The organism is Chryseobacterium sp. CH21 (assembly GCF_004119445.1).
Taxonomy (GTDB): domain Bacteria; phylum Bacteroidota; class Bacteroidia; order Flavobacteriales; family Weeksellaceae; genus Chryseobacterium.
On record NZ_QICI01000062.1, the window covers coordinates 154,950 to 173,705 of the forward strand.

Consider the following 18,756-nt stretch of genomic DNA (forward strand, 5'->3'; position numbering starts at 1 on the left):
TCTCTCAAACTAAAGTAAAACATTAAAATCTTTGCGTTAAAAAACACGCTTTTTCCGAAGCTTAATTATTATTTTTTATGATAAAATTGATTTTATTATGGTAACAAGACTCATCAGGATCACTACTATTCCCACCACAATAAACATTTTCTTTGTGGGAAGCTTTGAGGTAAGCATTGCAGAAAATGGAGCCGTAAAAACACCACCTAACAGAAGTCCCAACACAATATTCCAGTGATGAATACCAATCGTAAAAATGAAGGTAATGGCACTTGTTATGGTGAGTAAAAACTTGGCTACCGTAGAACTTCCTACTACATAACGGGGAATCCTTCCTTCTTTAATCAATGTTCCGGTCACCAACGGTCCCCAGCCCCCTCCTGCAAAGGAATCAATAAAGCCACCAACTAAACCTAATACTCTTAGATTGGTTCTTCGTTTGGTTTTGCTTTGTCCTGATTTTTTATCTTTGAATGCATTTCTTAAGATGTTGATTCCAAGGTACAACGTGTAGCAGGCAATAATAGGCTTTACAATATGAGCATAGTGCTCGCCATAATGAGACAACGTTAAAGCACCGATAATAGAGCCGACAATAGCTAATGGGAATAAAACCCATACCATTTTCTTATTAACATTTCCTAATTTATAATGACTGAAACTTCCGGCTGCAGTAGTGAATGACTCCGCAGAATGAATACTTGCACTCACAACAGGTGGCGGAACATTCAGCAATAAAAGGATTGTGGTACAGATCACGCCATATCCCATGCCCATGGATCCGGCAACAATCTCTGCCATAAAACCGGCAAACAGCATCCAGTAAAAAATATGACCATCTTTATTCAGAAAATACTGAATATCACCGGAAAGATTAAACTGATACACCACAAGTCCGAATAATCCGAAAAGAAGTAAAACACCTATGATTGCGAGGTAAATATTAGCCTTTCTTTGAGCGGTTTTGGTAATATTGATCAATTTTTCAATTTCCATGTCCGGTTTTGCAGCAGCTTTTCCTTCTGACAGATATTCTGTAGTAATTTTGTTGAGTTCTTTAACTTTATAATTAAAATCTCCTGTCAGTTGATTACGAATATGCTGCATATTATCCAACACATGATCCATTTCATCAGGAATTACTTCTGTAAAGGTTTCTCTTAATCTTTTAGCAATAGTAGGAGATTTCCCGTTGGTAGAAATGGCAATTTTAAGACTTCCTTTTTTGACAATGGAACCTAAATAAAAGTCACACAAATCCGGTTTATCTGCAATATTAACCAATACATTTTTTTGCTGAGCTTTTTCTCTGATTTCTCCTGCCAATACTATATCATTCACTGCAATAATAGCAAGATCGGTATCATTAAAATCATGATCATCATAGGCTCTTTCATGCAGTTTTATATTGGAAAACTGATTTTGTAAAGTTCTGACTTCAGGGATAATCTCTTTTGCCACGAGCTTGATGGAAGTTTCGGGTGAATTACCCAGTACAGATTCCAGCTTTTCAAGAGCAACCTTGCCTCCGCCAATGATCAGCAGTGAAAGGTTTTCGAGTTTTAAAAATATGGGATATAATGAATTGCTCATCCTGATTACAATTTTAAGTCATACGTAAAAGCGACATAATACAGTCCTCCGATTTCAGGACCTGCTGCATATTGAAAATAACGGCGATTTAACAGGTTGGTTGCACCGATTTTAATATTTGCACGGATCTCAGGAAGTTTCCATGTAGCCTGGGCATCAATGGTATAATAAGCCGGAATTTGGCCTGATGCTAAAGGACTTTCCCACATAAAACCGCTCTGCCATCTTGCCACAAGGGTAAATCCTATATTTTTAACAATCTCCCTGTTCCCAATACTTACATTCACCATCCATTTCGGAGTGTTGAAAGCTGTGATAAACAGGTCTGAACTATTATTGGAAGCAAGATCATTATAAGAAACATTGGTATTCACATTATAGTTTCCGGTAATATTATAACGGATTCCTAAAGAGGTTCCATAGCTTTTGTAGGTACTGTTGCTGTTCGTATAAACCCTGTATCGGTCCTGTTTACTTCGGTCCAGCATGGCAAGTACGGCAGTATTGCTTCCTACCTGACTGTTTTTAGGGACAGCTACTTCTACCTGACCAAGGAATCCTTCGTAGATATTATAATAAAAATCCCAGTCCAGCACAAGCTTATTATTGAAAAAAGTAGATTTATACCCTACTTCAAACGAGTTGATTTTTTCCGGCTGTAGCTTCTGCAAATTGGCTACAGTTAAAAGTTGCTTATTATCCTGAGCTGCTTGAGCCTGGGTTTTTCCGGCATCTACATCTGCATTTACTGCTGAAGTAAATTTATCAATGGAAGCCAATGTATAGGAGTTTTCCAGATAGCCTAATCCATCATTCACTTTTGAAAGACCTCCGACTCTCCTTACATTTCCGTTGTTTACGAAAGAGAGGGCTTCAAACAGAGATGGAAAACGATATCCGTTCTGGAAAGAAGCTCTGAAATTATGTTCTTTCACCGGAGAATAGACCACACTTATCCTTGGGTTTAGTTTGGCTTCAAATTCTGGGTTTCTGTCGATACGTAAAGCCGCATTTATTTTTAATTTATCATCAAAGAAAAGCTTGGTAATCTGTGCAAAAGCACCATATTTCTGATAAATAACATCTTTTCCGAAGGTACCATTGGCTAAAGGAATATTTCTTTCATTTACGGGACGGTCAAAATCAACAAAATTGTTTCCATCCGGAGTAATGCTGTACAAACGGTAATCTACTCCTGCAAGAAGATTAAAGACCTTCACAAATCTGCTGAAATCATACGTTAGTTCACCCTGATAAAATCGGGATTTCTGTTCAAGCTTGGCTCCTCCTGTTGCCGGAGCTCCTGCCACTCCTCCATTAGCTGAATCCCAGTTATTGATGCCGATGATGGTATTTTTTAACTGTTCAAAGGCTGCCGTTCCTGGTATAACTCTGTTTTTATCTGCTTGCTGACGGGCAAGAATAAATGCATCATTGAGATTAACACCTGAATTAAGACTATTCTGGAGAGCCGTTTGAAAAATGTTTCTCCAGTTGGTATTGGAAAGGTTGGTGAGATCAAGATTGTCTGCCAAAGGTTTCAGATTATAAGAATCTCCGGTATTTTCTATAGATATATAAGCCCTGAAGGTAAGCTCTTTTCCTGTCAGTTCTACTTTATGGTTCTGAACGGTGGCATTCTGCAAACGGATTTTATTTCCTCTCTGGAAAGTTCCGTCCAGTAAACCATAACGATACACGTAAGATGTTCTCCACTGATCTCCGAAACGATAGTATAACCCTGCATCAAACTTGATATTTTTCACATCCGGACTTACAAGATCCTTCTCCAGATACCCTGTCCTGGAAACGTTGAATGTGGTAGGTTTTCCATTGTAATCCACTTTTACAGCTACGCGGTTGTTTCTTTCATCACCGTATTTATTCCAGAGGTCTTCTGCCGGATTATTGGTCAGTGCAAAATTAGGATTGGCTGTGACTAATGCCCCTGAATTCTGATCGGTGAGATTATTGGAGATCCAATCTGTTCCACTAAAATAAGAGGCATTCACTTTTACGGCAAAGTTTTTATGGATCACCTTTGCAAAACGGATGGCACTTTCCCCCAGAGAACTTATTTTATGGTTAACATTGTCTACATGATTCACTCCACCTCGGAAATAAACGCTTATCCCTTCAGAGGTAAACGGATCTTTGGTCTGTAAACTTGCCAGTCCGTTGATGGCATTCATTCCATATAATGCAGAAGCGGCACCCGGAGTGACTTCCATCGACTGAATATCCAGTTCTGTAGGACCAATTGCATTTCCCAATGGTACTCCTAACGTTGCCGACTGTACGTCTACCCCGTCTACCAGCTGCATAAAACGGAAATTATTAGGCGAATTGAACCCTCTCGAATTAGGAATTTTCAACGTAAGGCTTGAGGTCAAAAGCTGAAGTCCTTTTACATTTTCCAGGGTTTCATAGAAAGAGGCTGCCGGACTTTCTCTGATGGTCTTGATATCAATTTTCTCAATGGCTATTGGTGATCTTAATATTTTTTCCGGAACTCTGGAGGCAGAAATCACAACGTCATCAATAATCGTATTCTGCGGATTAAGACCTATCGTTATTTTGTTGGAAGGAGAAAGGATTTCAACGGTTTGGCTGGTGAAGCCTTCTTTTTGAACCACCACCCGAAATGGAATGGTAACTCTGGTTCTGATTTTAAAGTTTCCCAGCTGATCTGTTAATGCAATGTCCTGCGTATTTTCGATCTGTATTTTTACAGAGTCAAGACTTTTGCGTGTATCTGTGCTTTTGATGTTTCCGCTGAGTTCTATAAGCTGCTGCTGTGCTTCTGCGAAGTTAAAGAATAGAAATGTGAATGCGATAATACCTGCTTTTGGTAGAAAATTTCCCTGTTTTTTGTTTTTCATTTTGCTTCATTTTTTAGGTTGAGAATGAAGCTGTCTGAATTTTTTAAATAAAACATAAAAGTTTTTAAACCATTAAGAGTTGATAAGATTTTAAGGTATTTAAGAGTGCTTCGCATTAAAGAACAGATCTTAAAAAATCATTTGATTTTACCTTAACTTTCCTAAATAACTTTATTTCCTTAATGGTTTGATTGATTTAAGTGGTGAACTATGATGTTTTACTATTTCAAACAGCTTTGTTTGTATTGTTATTTTGAGAATCAACAACACATACACATTCGTCCGCCTAAATGAAGAGGTTTAGTTTTTTTGTTTTTTTTCAGATCATAATGAAAATTAGCCATATAATTAGTTTAAGGTGTGTAAGTAACGGTATGAAAAATCACCAAATGTTTCTTCTGCAAGTCTTTTCTGTACATAAATTCCGAAAAGCTCATCCAGCGTGGTCAGAATTTCTTCTTCACCAATATTTTCTTTAAATTTTGTATTCAGTCTCATTCCTAAGCGGTCTCCACCGATGTGAAGATTATATTTCCCATAAGCTGTACCTACAAATCCGATTTCTGCATTGGGAGATCTTCCACAGCCATTTGGACAACCGGTCATACGGATGGTAATATCTTCTTCTAACAGACCATATTTTTCAAGGATAGGTTCTATTTTGGTGACTAAAGAAGGTAAATACCGCTGTGCTTCCGCCAAAGCCAGTGAACAGGTATTCAGGGCAACACAGGCAACAGAGTTTTTGCGTAATGCGCTGGCCCCATTGGTATACTCTGAAATTCCATGTTCTTTTAAAATATGTTCAATTTCTGGTTTATCTTTTTCCTCAATATCAGCCAGAATAAGGTTCTGATTACAGGTAAAACGAAAATTAGCTTTTCCAGTTTGTGCGATTTTTAATAACCCTGATTTTAAAGGATATTCTGCAGTATCAAGAATTCTACCGTGCTCTACAAATACGGTATAAAACCATTTTCCTTCATGATTCTGAATCCAGCCATAACGGTCTTTTCTCTGTTCAAACTTAAATTCTCTGGCAGGTTCAAAACTGAATCCTGTTCGTTTTTCTACTTCAGCCCTATACTGATCGATCCCAAGTTTATCAATGGTGTATTTTAATCTTGATAATTTTCGGTCGCTTCTGTTTCCGAAGTCTCTTTGCACCGTGATGATTTCGTAGACTGCTTTCAATACTTTTTCTTCGGTATCCACAAATCCAAGAATGGAAGCAAGACGGGCGTAAGTGGCTTCATTTCCGTGGGTTGCTCCTAGTCCACCTCCGGCAGCAATATTGTAGCCAACGATTTTATCATTTTCGATAATTGCAATTAAGGCAATATCATTGATGAATACATCTACATCGTTATTAGGCGGAACTGCAATTCCTATTTTCAGTTTTCTCGGAAGATATCTGTCCTGATACAGAGGATCTTCCTCTGCTTTTCGGTCTACCAGAAGTTCATCATCAATCCAGATATCATAATAAGATTGGGTTTTCGGAAGACACATTTCACTGATTTTTCCTGCCAGTTCGTAAGCTTCCTTGTGCAAAGGTGATTCTGAAGGATTAGCAGTACAGGTTACATTCCTGTTGACATCCCCACAAGCCGCAATCGAATCCAGATGCTGCAGATTGAAGCTTTGAATGGTAGGTCTTAAATGAGATTTTAAAATACCATGCAGCTGAATCGTTTGTCTTGTCGTTACTTTTATCGTTCCTGTGGAATGATCTTCAGCGGTTTCATTCAATCCAACCCATTGTTCAGGAGTTAAAAAACCACCGGGAAGTCTTAATCTGATCATATAAGAATACAGCCATTCCAGTTTTTTGGAGACACGCTCTTCCCTTCGGTCTCTGTCGTCCTGTTGGTACATTCCATGAAATTTAATCAGAGTCTGATCATCTTCCCTTATGGCTCCGGTAAAGTTATCAGCAAGGCTCTCTTTTAAAGATCCTCTGAGCCCGTTACTGCTGGTTTTAATTCTTTCTACCGGTGAAAGGTTTTCTTTATCATTGTTCATAACTTGTTTCCTTTAATTTTTACGAGTACTTCTTATTAATACACATCTTTGGCATATCTACCGCTCAGTTCCATTTCTTCGAGGTAAACAACCGCGTCTTCTTTGCTGCGTTTTCCTTCATTCTGAATAATGGTGAGAAGCGTTTGCTCTACGTCATAAGCCATGGGTTCTTTCGCTCCGCATACATACACAGAAGCACCGCCTTCCAGCCAGTAAAAAACTTCCTGAGCATTTTGTTCCAGTCTGTGCTGAACATATACTTTTTCATCTGTATCTCTTGAAAAAGCAAGGTCTAAATGCGTCAGACTGCCTGTTTTAAGAAAATCCTGAAGTTCTGCCTGATAAAGGAAATCTGATACGAAGTTTCTGTCCCCAAAAAACAGCCAGTTTCTTCCTTCTGCTCCTGTGGCATCTCGTTCCCAAAGGAATGATCTGAAAGGTGCAATGCCTGTTCCCGGACCAATCATAATGATATCTCTATCTGCTTCCGGAAGTTTGAAATGTCCTGCATCCTGAATATAAAATTCCACCTCTTCTCCTTCTTTGAATTCACTCAGAAAACCACTGCATAATCCGTTATGTTTCTGATGATCAATAAAGAACTCTGATTTGGCAACCGTAATATGAATTTCCGTATCACCATGCGCTTCCAGAGAGGAAGAGATTGAGTACAGACGAGGTGACTGAGCGGTTAATATCTGAATGATTTCCTCAAATTCATCTGCATTTTTTACCGGATAAATTCTAAGCAAATCAAGAAGACTTAATCTGACTTCAGGAATGGAATGTCCTGTTATTTTTGCATATTGAGCAACAACAGATTTAAGCAGATAGCTAATATTAAGATGCTTGTGCAAAAGTCCTTCTACAGAATCCGTAATTTTTGTTGTTTCTATCTGTTTATGAGGATCAATTTCTGTGAGAGTAATAATTTCGTATACAACTTCTTTTGAATTGAAAGGGATCACTCCCAAAGCAGCACCTGGTTGATAGGCAAGCGCTTCTTCGGTTTCAATTTCGATATGATAAGTTTCTTTTTCAGAAGTAATATCGTTCAGATTGATGATGGCTGAAACCTTTCCCTGAATTTTTTTTCTTCCGGCAGAAACCTTTGGAGCTGAAACATTTTTTGTAGCCTGACCAGCATTTTTATTAACGGTTTCGAATACATGTTCTATCCAATGGGAAGCTTCCTGTTCGTAATCAATATCACATTTTTTTAATGGAATGATACGCTGAGCACCTAATATTTCAAAACGTGAATCTACATCTTCTCCGGTTTGGCAGAACAGTGGATAGCTGCTATCTCCCAACGCCAGTACTCCATATTTAAGTCCGTTAAGATTGATTTCATTTTCATAAATATAATCATAGAATTTTTTGGCCAGTGCTGGTGGTTCACCTTCTCCCTGAGTGCTGATCACTACAAAGAAGAACTCTTCTTTCGCAAGATCTTTAGGTTTATATTGGGAAAGGTCAGCCAGTTTTACCTGAAGTCCTTTTTTCTTAACAATCGTTGCCAGAGCTGTAGCCAGTTTTTTACTGTTTCCGGTTTCTGTACCGTAAGCCAGCGTTATTTTTTTTACAGCATTCTGAACAATAGTATTCGTTTCCTGTGGTGGAAGAACAGCTGTAAGTGATGATCCCCCTGCAATACCTGCAAGATATCCGCTTGCCCAGATGGCTTCGTCTCTGGAAAGGTCTCCGGAGATTTGTTTTAATACGTTTAATTTAGTTTCAGACAGCATATTCAAAGAAATTTTGAGTGGTAGGGATTAGACTTCCGTTTTCTACAGATTTAAAATAAAGACCTTCCTGCTCGGCATTTTCCAGCCATGAAAAATCTTCGTGGAGATTTACAATTTTGCCCACTACCACCAATGATGGTGATGCAAAGTTTTTGTCCCCGAATTTTTCATTAAAATCATCAAATGATGACGTGCATACCTTTTGGAAAGGCGTTGTAGCCTGTTCAATGACTGCAATTTTTTTATCACCAGAAATCTTAAGTGCTTTCAGTTTTTCCACTAGAGGAGTAAGGTTTCCTTTTGACATATAGAAAACAAGGGTATCATTGGTAGAAGCAAGCTCTTTCCAGTATTCTTCACTCACGATTTCTGATTTATAATAGGTCAGAAAACGAACGGATGTAGAATATCCTCTGGCAGTTAAAGGCATCCCCGCAAATGCTGCTGCTCCTAAAGCTGCTGTAATTCCCGGAATAATCTCGTAAGGAATATGATTTTGTTTTAAAGCCTGCAATTCATCCAGAATATTGGAAAATATAGAAACGTCTCCTCCTTTCAATCTTACAATAGTTTTATTCTGAAAGGCATATTCCACCATCAAAGCATTGATATGAGACTGAGAGGTGGATGCATTTTTGCTGCATTCTTTGCCTACATAAATGATTTCTGTGTTTTTATTAACGTAGGTTTCCAGAATTTCCGGACTTACAAGGCGGTCACATAAAATGACGTCTGCTTCTGCGATAGCTTTTACTGCTTTTACAGTGATCAGTTCAGGGTTGCCGGGCCCTGCACCGATAAGGAAGACCTTTGGTGATTTTATATTTGTTTTCATTGAAGTAGGTGTTAATTAAGGATTTAGAAGAGTCCTTCTACAGAGAGATACCTTTCTCCTGTATCGTAATTGATGGTAAGGATTTTAGCGTTAGGTTGTATTTCCGGTAAATGTTTGGCGATGGCTGCTAAAGCGGCTCCTGTAGAAACTCCTACAAAAAGTCCTTCTTTTTTAGCAGCGTTAAGAGCATATTCATAAGCTTCTTCTTTGCCTACTGTGATCACTCCGTCTAAAAGGGTAATATCCAGAATGGAAGGTACAAAGCCAGCTCCTAATCCCTGTAATGGATGTGGTGCAGGACTTCCTCCGCTTAACACAGGAGATAATTCAGGCTCTACAGCAATTACTTTCAGGTTAGGGTATTTTTCTTTTACTGTTTTTGCGATTCCGGTAATGTGTCCTCCGGTTCCAACTCCTGTAATGATATAATCAAGTCCGTCCGGGAAATCTTTTAAAATTTCCTGAGCGGTGGTTTCTACGTGTACTTTTACATTGGCAGGATTGTCAAACTGTCTTGGAATCCATGAATTGGGTGTTTCTTCAGCCAATTCATTAGCTTTTTCAATAGCGCCTTTCATTCCTTTTTCTCTTGGAGTAAGCACAAATTCGGCTCCATAAGCCTCCATGATTTTACGGCGTTCTATACTCATACTTTCCGGCATGACAAGGATGAGTTTGTATCCTTTTACGGCAGCTACCAAAGCAAGTCCTATTCCTGTATTTCCGCTGGTAGGTTCTATAATAACACTGTCTTTATTTAATAATCCTTTGGCTTCTGCATCTTCGATCATTGCTAATCCAATTCTGTCTTTAATGCTTCCGCCGGGGTTGCTTTTTTCAAGTTTGATCCAGATTTCATGATCTGAACTGAAGAGTTTATTAATTTTCACGACGGGTGTATTTCCAATCGTTTCTAATGCATTCTGAAACTTCATATCAATGTAATTTTTATTTTTTGTTTTTTAGATCACAAAGGTTAATGATTCCGGTAATGAACTGTTATCCTTTATTTTTATTTCGCTTTTATGATAGACCAGAGAGTTGGCAGGAACATCCTGTGTTACCCAGACATTTCCTCCTATGACACTTTCTCTGCCTATGGTAGTTTCCCCTCCCAGAATAGTGGCTCCCGAATAGATAATCACATCATCTTCTATATTGGGATGCCTTTTCTGATGGGCTTTTTCTTTGGAAACATTCAAGGCTCCGAGGGTTACTCCCTGATAGATTTTGACATTATTTCCGATAATGGTTGTCTCTCCGATCACTATTCCTGTTCCGTGGTCAATAAAAAAAGACTTTCCTATCGTTGCTCCGGGATGAATATCAATTCCTGTTTTACTGTGAGCATATTCTGAAATGACACGAGGCAAAATTTTCACTTCCTGATTCCAAAGCTGATGCGAAATACGATAGACATACGTGGCAAAAAAGCCGGGATATGCCAGGTACACTTCTTCCAGAGAATCTGCAGCAGGATCAAATTCCAAAATGGATGTTGCATCCAGAACCAATTGATTATAAAGCTCCGGTAAAGCCTCAAAAAACTGACTGACCTCTTTTTCAGTAAGGATTTTATCTCCTGTTACCGTATTAATAAGGTCTGATAGTGTTTCCTGCAGTGCTTCAAAATTTCTTTTCAGCTGATCTTCAGTATTGTCATTCTGAGGAAGGAAGAGTGTTTCATACAAATCCTTTACCCACTTTTTGGTCTTTATTTTATCAAAGAATCCGTGAATATTATTTTGTTTGGTCTGATGAATTCTTTGTATTAATTGATCGGAAATTGCCATCTTTCTATTGAATTATACAGGCTGCTACCGTTGAATTAGACGTTTCATCCACCAAAATAGCTGAGCCTGTTGTTTTATTATTGATAAAGCTGTCATAGACCAAAGGCTGTGCTGTACGGAGGGTAACTTTTACAATTTCATTCAGCTTAATTTCGCCGTCCGCCTGTTCTCTGACAAGGGTATTAACGTTGATCTTGTAGTCTACCTCTTTTACCACTGCCTTTACAAGTCTGCTGTTCTGCTGCAGAAGGTATTTATTCCCCGGCTGCAAAGGTTTCTGATCAAGCCAGCATAAAAGAATTTCAAGATCTTTTTCAACGGTGGGAACATGTTCTTCCGTAACAAAAATATCTCCTCTGCTGATATCTACATCATGAGCAAGATGGATAACGGCTGGCTGCCCTTCAAAAGCTTCTTCTTTTTCAATGCCATTGATCTCAATTTTCGTGATTTCAGTGGTCAGATCCGCTGGAAGAATATGAATTTTGTCTCCTTTGGTGAACTTTCCGCTTAATATTTGTCCGGCATATCCTCTGTAATCATGCAATTCTTCAGTCTGAGGACGAATCACGTACTGAACCTGAAAACGGCTTCCATTATTTTTTTCTTCATTAATCGTTACTTCTTCAAGGTATTCCAGAAGGGAATTTCCTTCATACCATTCTGTTCTTGAAGATGTTGAAACAATATTATCTCCTTTTAATGCTGAGATTGGAAAATAACTGACGTCATTTAATCCTAGATTTTCCGCAATTTTCGAATATTCTGATTTTATATTTTCAAAAACTTCTTCGGAATAATCTACCATATCCATTTTATTAATGGCTACAGCTACTTTTTTCAACTGTAATAAAGAAGCGATGATGGAATGCCTTCTGGTCTGTTCAATCACGCCTTTTCGGGCATCAATCAGAATAATCATCAGATCAGAGTTGGAAGCTCCGGTGATCATATTACGCGTATATTGTACATGGCCCGGAGCATCAGCAATGATAAATTTTCTTTTTGCAGTTGAAAAATAGCGGTAAGCAACATCAATGGTGATGCCCTGCTCTCTTTCTGCGCGCAGACCATCCGTTAAAAGGGCAAGGTCTACTCCGTCTTCATTTTTGTTTTTAGAATGTTTTTCAAGGACTTCCAATTGGTCCTGTAAAATACTTTTGCTATCGTAAAGCAGCCTGCCGATAAGGGTACTTTTACCGTCATCTACACTTCCTGCTGTTATAAATCTTAATATATCCATCCGATGTTAATTATAAATGATAAGTGATAAATTATGAATGATAATTGATGAAATACTTTGTGTAATCATTGATCAATTATCTTTTATCATTGATTAAAAGTAGCCTCCTTTTTTTCGGTCTTCCATGGCGGCTTCTGTTACCCTGTCGTCTATTCTGGTTTCGCCACGTTCTGAAATTCTGGTGGCTACTATTTCTTCAATGACAGCATCTATTGTTACCGCATTAGACTCTACAGCTGCAGTACAGGTCATGTCTCCTACGGTACGGTAACGGATTTTCTTGGTAGTGATGATATCTTCAGGTTCTAACACAACATGGGAAGAATTGGCCAGCCATTGACCGTTGAAGTCGATCACTTCTCTTTCATGCGAAAAATAGATGGAAGGAAGTGCAATTTTTTTTCTTCGGATATAATTCCAGATGTCAAGCTCTGTCCAGTTGCTGATAGGGAAAACTCTTACATTTTCTCCTTTGTGAATCTTTCCGTTGAAGATATTCCAAAGTTCAGGACGTTGCAATTTAGGATCCCACTGTCCGAATTCATCACGAACGGAGAAGATTCTTTCTTTTGCTCTTGCTTTTTCTTCATCTCTTCTGGCGCCTCCGATGCAGGCATCAAATTCAAATTCTTCAATGGTATCAAGTAGCGTGTAGGTTTGCAGCCAGTTTCTGCTCGGGAATTTACCTTTAGCCTCAGTCAGTTTTTTACTTTTTATCGTATCTTCTACTTTTCTGACTACCAGATTCACATCCAACTGCTTTACCAGCTGATCACGGAAATCCAATACTTCCTGAAAGTTGTGTCCCGTATCTACATGAACAAATGTAAACGGGATCTTCCCATGAAAGAATGCTTTTCTGGCCAGATGAGCCAGTACAATACTGTCTTTTCCGCCACTGAATAGTAAGGCCGGACGTTCAAACTGACCTGCTACTTCTCTTAATATATAAATAGATTCGGCTTCTAACTGATCTAAATAGTTTAACTGATGTATTGACATTTTTTTCTTTTTTTATTGATGAATATGCAGACCGCATTCTTTTTTGTTGGCATCTTCCCACCACCAACGGCCTGCTCTGAAATCTTCTCCTTCTTTGATCGCTCTGGTACAGGGCTCACATCCTATGCTCACAAATCCTTTTTTATGAAGATGATTGTAAGGCAAATGATGATCCTTTACATAGGCTGTCACCTGTTCTGTCGTCCAGTGAAGGATGGGATGGAATTTTATGATCTTATTATCCGGATCCCATTCCAGCTGGGGCATATTTTGCCTGTTGGGAGAATGCTCGGATCTCAGACCGGTGATCCATACTTCATAGCCTTCCAGTGCTTTTCTTAGTGGATGAACCTTTCGAATGGTACAGCATGCTTTCCTTTTTTCTACGGATTGATAGAAGGAATCAGGACCATTTTCTGTGACAAATTCTCTGAGTTCTTCCATATCCGGATAATAGGCTTTGATGTTCTTTTTAAAGAAAGCCTTTGTGGAAGTCCATGTTTCATAAGTTTGTTCAAAAAGTCTTCCCGTATCCAGGGTGAATATTTCAATATTTAAATCTTTTATCAGATGAGTGATGACCTGATCTTCGTAACTGAAACTCGTTGAAAAGATCACTTTATCCGGAAATTTTTCAGTCAGTATTTGCAGTCCATCTGTTTGAAAAGAAGCTTCATTAGCCTCTTTTACAAGATTTTCGTATTCATTTTTCAGACTGTTATTCATTTTGAATTGAGATTTAAGTCTTGCAAATATATACAAAATTCTATAACTCCTATCAAAATAGTAGAATTTAAATAAAATTTTTTTTATTCCTTGTTAATAAACTTAGTAAGAGTGGCTTCCATCATGCTCGTTCTGGTCTTTTCACGAACAATCATTAATTCTTTTCTAAGATAACAAACAGCTTCATCCACACAATCATCACAAGCTTCATAAAAGTTTAAAGATACGCATGGGGTAAGTGCAATAGGACCATCGAAAATGCGGTAAATGTCTGCTAATGAGACCTCATCAGGTGATTTTAGAAGGTAATACCCTCCTACTTTACCCTGCTTGCTGTTGACAAGTTTGGCTCTTTTAAGTTCGAGGAGAATTTGTTCCAGAAATTTCTTGGGGATGTTTTCGTCCTGTGCAATAACGGAAGTTGGCAGAAAGCCCTGGTTATAATTCCTTGCTAATCTGACCATTGCTTTAAGCGCATATTTGCAACGTTTCGACATCATAATCTCTGCAAGTTATGATAAATTATCTGATAAATGAAATGTTTTATAATGAATGAGCCTGAAGTAGATGTGTGCGAACCACCCCGTCAAAAATTCTTTGAATTTTTGCCACCCCTCCACAGGAGGGGAATTCTAAGTCCTCCGTTTGTAATATGAGCGACAAGTTTACTCCTTTTGTAGTATAAAGTAAGCCAGTTCTCTGTCTTCTCGTGCAAGATTTTCAATTCTGTTGAAGCCACTTTTCAGAAGTACTTTTTGAGATCCGATATTATCAAGATCGGTTACTGCAACAATGTCCTTTTTAGGATGTAATGAATAGCAATAGTCAACAAGTGCTTTACATACTTCTGTTCCGAGCCCTTTTCCCCAGTAATTTTCTCCTAAGGTATACCCTATTTCTACCTGTTCCGGATTGTCCAAAAATACTCTGGCAAGGCACATTCCTACAAAATCATCAGTTTGGGTGTTGAATATTCCCCATCTGCTGAATGGGCTTTCTTGGTAGTCTGCCAATGCTTTATCAAACATTTCTCTGTATTCTTCCGGAGTTTTGTAAGGCAGATACCGGGTTACATTCTCATTTTCAAAAAGAGTAGAGAATAAAGGAAATTCTTCGGGCGTAAATTCACGAATAATGATCGTGTCATTTTTATATTTCATAGAAATAAATAGAATGTAAATGTTTAATAAACGAATAAAATTAGGTAAATAAATCTGAAATGATTATTGAATATTCATTTAATATTAAAAATGGGCTTAAAATTAAGCCCATCATTGCTGGAAATAGGAAGGTGAAATAAAAGAAGATGAGCTCAATGAGCCCATCTTAATTCTGTACCGTCTCAAAAATACAGACAGTTATAATAAAACCTTTTACTAACAATCATATTGTAGCAATATGCCGTTTGATCCTATTTTTTAATGAATTTCTGAGAAGATTTCCCTAAAGAAGTTTCAATATCAATTAAATAAGTTCCGCTTAGGAAGTTTTTAACATCCACCTTATCACCAATAATTTTAGCATTCATTTTTCTTCCAAACATGTTGTAAATAGAAATTGATTTAATTTCACCTTTTGTTTTAATAGTCAATACATCAGAAACCGGATTTGGATAGATAGAAGTTTCTGTGTTTGTTGTGTCAATGTCTGTAGTGGATAATAGCGTACAAGGTGTTGTAATACTGCCATATGGTTGTGTATTATATGCAAACGCAGTTACAGAATAATTTGAACCATTTGCCCCTACAGTCAGTTTGAAATAACCGTTAATGTTGTAACCTTCAAATTGGTTTCTAAAACCAACATAGGCGGTTTTGCCAGACCAGGTAGTATATGTAGGAGTGTACACATCAAGTTGTCCGGGAGTACCAGTAGGATAGCCTATATTATTTGCATTGGTTATGGTGGTACAAGCCGGAATTAAACTGATATTTCGTGTTCCTGTTTCGCATACTAATCCTTTCCAGTAGGTTTCCAGTTTTAATTGATTGGCAGCATAATACCAAGCGCCATATCCTGCATCATCACTAAGTTCCGGGTTAATGATAAAATATTTCCAAGGAGCTCCGGAATTGGTTGTTACGGTTGTTGGTGTTGGGTTGGCATAACTTTCCAGAGGAGTTCCAGTAACTATTTTATAAGGATCTTTATAAGAAAAAGTTAATGCCAAAGCTGTCGTTGATCCCAGTGAAGTTGTGCCTCCTGTTATAGCCGGATTCAGGAATGTAATTGATGAATTCAGGACCTGGCTTTTAGGGTGACTGGTTGCAGCTCCATTTATGGTAAGTGTAGCAGTTGTTGGGCTTGTAACTACTATAGTTGTTGTCAGTCCTGCTGATAATGAAGACGTGAAATGTGTTCCTGCAGTAAGAGTTGTTCCATTTGGTACGGCAAATGTTGCTGAATTTAATGTAATTGTTGATGTAGGAGCAGAGGCTACTGTTCCATCTAATGACACCCTGCCATTATTGTCCAAGTTCTCTGTAAATGTACTGTTGCTAAGGGTTAGCCTGGGTGGAGTATTAGCAACTCCGGTAGCAGCTAAGTTGGCAGGCTGCCATAAATTTATTCGCGAAGGATGATTTAATGCAGCTATCATTCTGTTAATCTGTCCAGTGGTAAACATTTTATAACATCCGGCAGAACCGTTGTATCCCATATAGTTTTCAACGTTTACTTTTTGTCCGAGGCAATTATTGCCAGCTGTACATCCTAATCCGGAAGAATTATTTTCTACAGGGGTGTCAGCAACTCCGTCACCATCATTACCAGGGTTAGCAGTTGAACAAAGAACATTGAACGTGTGTTGAAGATTCAACCAATGCCCAAATTCGTGAGTGAATGTATCAGAAAACTCGTTTGAAGCCACTGTTCCTGCAGCATTGAATATATAACGTCCATTATACACAACTCTGGCTGTATTTATTGAAGTCATGTATGAATCCGGATACCAGGCAACTCCTGATTGATATAAATCCTTATCAGCGTATAGGTCATTTTGGATATACACATTCATATACTTTGCATTATCCCAGGCATCTGCACCAATTTGTGCATCGTATCCGCCTCCATTGCCATATCCGCCTTTGAAAGGGTGAAATACCACTCCACTTGTTGCTTTTCCGGTGGGGTCAATTTTAGCTAAGCGAAATTCAATGCTTAACGCTGCTCTGATAGATTGGAAGTCAGGATCTACTGTGTTTGAATCAGTGTTAATTCCATTGAAATTTAAGTTGATTTGTTCCAGTAAGTCGACTACTTTTTGGTAATTTACTTTTACATTACTTTGAGATTCTCCATACACATGGAAAACCAAAGGGATAATGTAGGTTGGATTGTTGATTGACCTATTCAATGAATTTTTGTTTGATCCCATTTTTTTACGAAATCTTGAGTATATTTCTCAAAATTTTCATATTCAGCCTTTGATTCAGGATGCAGTTTAAAATGTTGTTTCATCATTTCATCAGCTTTACACTCATGAGGTCTTTTTTCTTGTGCAAAACCTATTATTGGAAATAGGGAAACAAGTAGTAGTAATTTAAATTTTTTCATAAATTTTGGATTTGGTTGTTAATAAATTATTTAAATAATCAAATTGTTTTAGGCATAATTTTGTGTTTTTATGTGATGTTTTTTTAACTAAATCTTTCAGGGTTGAATATCTGTATGTCAACCGTTGGCTTTTCTTCATTGGCAAGTTCTGAAACTGTTTTTCCAAAAATGGGTCCTAAACTTAGTCCCATCATTCCGCCGCCGCCTGCAATAATCAGATTTTTGAGTTTGGAAGACTGTCCCAGATAAGGAAGTCCGTCCGGAGCACAAGGTCTGTACCCAAACCAGATTTCAGATTCTTTTGGGATTTCAACATGGAAATCAGGTAAATATTGAGGAATGGATTGAATAATTCCTTCTACTCTTTTCTTATTAATTTTATCCTGATGGGAAGCTAGCTCCATAGTTCCGCCGAAACGGATCTGTCCGTTCATTGGAGTCACTGCTACTCTAGCTTCAAGTAATAAAGCGGCATGCTCTAATGTAGTAAGCGGATCTTCCAGTTGGTGCATCAACGAATAGCCTTTCCCGGGCATTAATTGAATTTTAATACCTGCTTTCTGAGCAAGCTCAGGCAAGAATGAACCTCCAGTCATGATAAATTGGTCTGCAGTAAATTCCTTACCATTGGCAACAACTGATTTTATATTCTTGCCAAAAATTTCAAATTCTGTTACTTTATGATGAGTATGGAAAATGACACCTTTATTTTTAAGATAAGAGATCATTTGTTTCATTAGTTTCATGGGATTCATATGACCGTCACATTTATAATTGATCCCACCGATAACGTCCAACTGGACATTAGGTTCAAGTTTCTGAATTTCTTTTTTATCCAGAATGTCAACTGATAATCCCATGTTGATGGCTTTGTAAGCCAGTTCCGTCTCTTCTTCTGCTACTTTTTCTGTTTTATAGAGCATTAGAATACCATTTTGATTAAGTTCAAAATCAAATTCATCTTTTTGGGCAATTTCATCATACAATTTGCTGCTTGCAAGATTAAGATTGCGGATTGCGGATGCAGAATAATCAACATGTTTCTGGTTGGAATGTTTCAAAAACTTCAATCCCCAGGAAAACAGCCTGGAATTGAGTGAAGGCTTTACATAGAATGGACTTTTACTGTCAAACATCCAGCGTATTCCCTGAGCAACGACTCCCGGTGCGGCCAATGGGGTAAAATGACTGGGTACAATCATTCCTGCATTCCCATAAGAGCAGTTGTTGGTAAGATCATTCTGTTCCAGAACCTCCACCTGCCACCCTTTCTGTAGAAGGTAATATGCTGAGCTTAATCCTGCTATTCCTGCACCGATAATCAGTGCTTTTCCTTTATTCTGTGTCATTTTAG

15 protein-coding genes are annotated in these 18,756 nt (G+C 38.1%); all 15 read right to left on the reverse strand.

The window, feature by feature from the left end; genetic code table 11:
- Nucleotides 1-75: 75 nt before the first annotated feature.
- Nucleotides 76-1,593 (reverse strand): TSUP family transporter, encoded by a 1,518-nt coding sequence (locus BOQ62_RS13580; RefSeq protein WP_129040275.1) that lies wholly within the window; start codon nucleotides 1,591-1,593, stop codon nucleotides 76-78.
- A 5-nt stretch (nucleotides 1,594-1,598) separates the two neighbouring features.
- Complete coding sequence (locus BOQ62_RS13585) at nucleotides 1,599-4,475, reverse strand: TonB-dependent receptor (RefSeq protein ID WP_129040277.1); 2,877 nt, start codon at nucleotides 4,473-4,475, stop codon at nucleotides 1,599-1,601.
- A gap of 348 nt (nucleotides 4,476-4,823) precedes the next feature.
- Nucleotides 4,824-6,500 (reverse strand): assimilatory sulfite reductase (NADPH) hemoprotein subunit, encoded by a 1,677-nt coding sequence (gene cysI / locus BOQ62_RS13590; RefSeq protein ID WP_129040279.1) that lies wholly within the window; start codon nucleotides 6,498-6,500, stop codon nucleotides 4,824-4,826.
- Between the two features lie 35 nt (nucleotides 6,501-6,535).
- A complete protein-coding gene (locus BOQ62_RS13595) occupies nucleotides 6,536-8,248 on the reverse strand; it encodes a sulfite reductase flavoprotein subunit alpha (protein WP_129040281.1) in 1,713 nt (570 codons plus the stop codon).
- Nucleotides 8,238-9,083 (reverse strand): uroporphyrinogen-III C-methyltransferase, encoded by an 846-nt coding sequence (gene cobA / locus BOQ62_RS13600; protein WP_129040283.1) that lies wholly within the window; start codon nucleotides 9,081-9,083, stop codon nucleotides 8,238-8,240. Before cobA ends, BOQ62_RS13595 begins: the two co-directional genes overlap by 11 nt.
- Nucleotides 9,084-9,106: 23 nt before the next feature.
- Nucleotides 9,107-10,018 (reverse strand): cysteine synthase A, encoded by a 912-nt coding sequence (cysK, locus tag BOQ62_RS13605; RefSeq protein ID WP_129040285.1) that lies wholly within the window; start codon nucleotides 10,016-10,018, stop codon nucleotides 9,107-9,109.
- Between the two features lie 27 nt (nucleotides 10,019-10,045).
- Nucleotides 10,046-10,876, reverse strand: coding sequence for a serine O-acetyltransferase EpsC (gene epsC, locus BOQ62_RS13610; protein ID WP_129040287.1), 831 nt, complete (start codon nucleotides 10,874-10,876; stop codon nucleotides 10,046-10,048).
- Between the two features lie 4 nt (nucleotides 10,877-10,880).
- The gene (locus BOQ62_RS13615; protein ID WP_129040288.1) at nucleotides 10,881-12,119 is read right to left on the reverse strand and encodes a sulfate adenylyltransferase subunit 1; all 1,239 of its coding nucleotides are present in this window, start codon (nucleotides 12,117-12,119) and stop codon (nucleotides 10,881-10,883) included.
- Nucleotides 12,120-12,212: 93 nt separating this feature from the next.
- Nucleotides 12,213-13,121, reverse strand: coding sequence for a sulfate adenylyltransferase subunit CysD (gene cysD, locus BOQ62_RS13620; protein WP_129040290.1), 909 nt, complete (start codon nucleotides 13,119-13,121; stop codon nucleotides 12,213-12,215).
- 12 nt (nucleotides 13,122-13,133) lie between these two features.
- Nucleotides 13,134-13,847 carry a phosphoadenylyl-sulfate reductase gene (locus BOQ62_RS13625; RefSeq protein ID WP_129040292.1) on the reverse strand — a complete coding sequence of 238 codons (714 nt, stop codon included), beginning with the start codon at nucleotides 13,845-13,847 and terminating at the stop codon, nucleotides 13,134-13,136.
- A gap of 83 nt (nucleotides 13,848-13,930) precedes the next feature.
- The gene (locus BOQ62_RS13630) at nucleotides 13,931-14,347 is read right to left on the reverse strand and encodes an RrF2 family transcriptional regulator (RefSeq protein ID WP_129040294.1); all 417 of its coding nucleotides are present in this window, start codon (nucleotides 14,345-14,347) and stop codon (nucleotides 13,931-13,933) included.
- 165 nt (nucleotides 14,348-14,512) lie between these two features.
- Nucleotides 14,513-15,007 carry a GNAT family N-acetyltransferase gene (locus BOQ62_RS13635; RefSeq protein ID WP_129040296.1) on the reverse strand — a complete coding sequence of 165 codons (495 nt, stop codon included), beginning with the start codon at nucleotides 15,005-15,007 and terminating at the stop codon, nucleotides 14,513-14,515.
- A gap of 251 nt (nucleotides 15,008-15,258) precedes the next feature.
- The gene (locus tag BOQ62_RS13640; RefSeq protein WP_164976749.1) at nucleotides 15,259-17,202 is read right to left on the reverse strand and encodes a zinc-dependent metalloprotease; all 1,944 of its coding nucleotides are present in this window, start codon (nucleotides 17,200-17,202) and stop codon (nucleotides 15,259-15,261) included.
- Nucleotides 17,199-17,402, reverse strand: coding sequence for a hypothetical protein (locus tag BOQ62_RS13645; protein WP_129040300.1), 204 nt, complete (start codon nucleotides 17,400-17,402; stop codon nucleotides 17,199-17,201). The genes BOQ62_RS13640 and BOQ62_RS13645 overlap by 4 nt, the downstream gene beginning before the upstream one ends.
- A gap of 83 nt (nucleotides 17,403-17,485) precedes the next feature.
- Nucleotides 17,486-18,751: an NAD(P)/FAD-dependent oxidoreductase gene (locus tag BOQ62_RS13650; protein ID WP_129040302.1), complete on the reverse strand. Its 1,266-nt coding sequence runs from the start codon at nucleotides 18,749-18,751 to the stop codon at nucleotides 17,486-17,488.
- Nucleotides 18,752-18,756 lie beyond the last annotated feature (5 nt).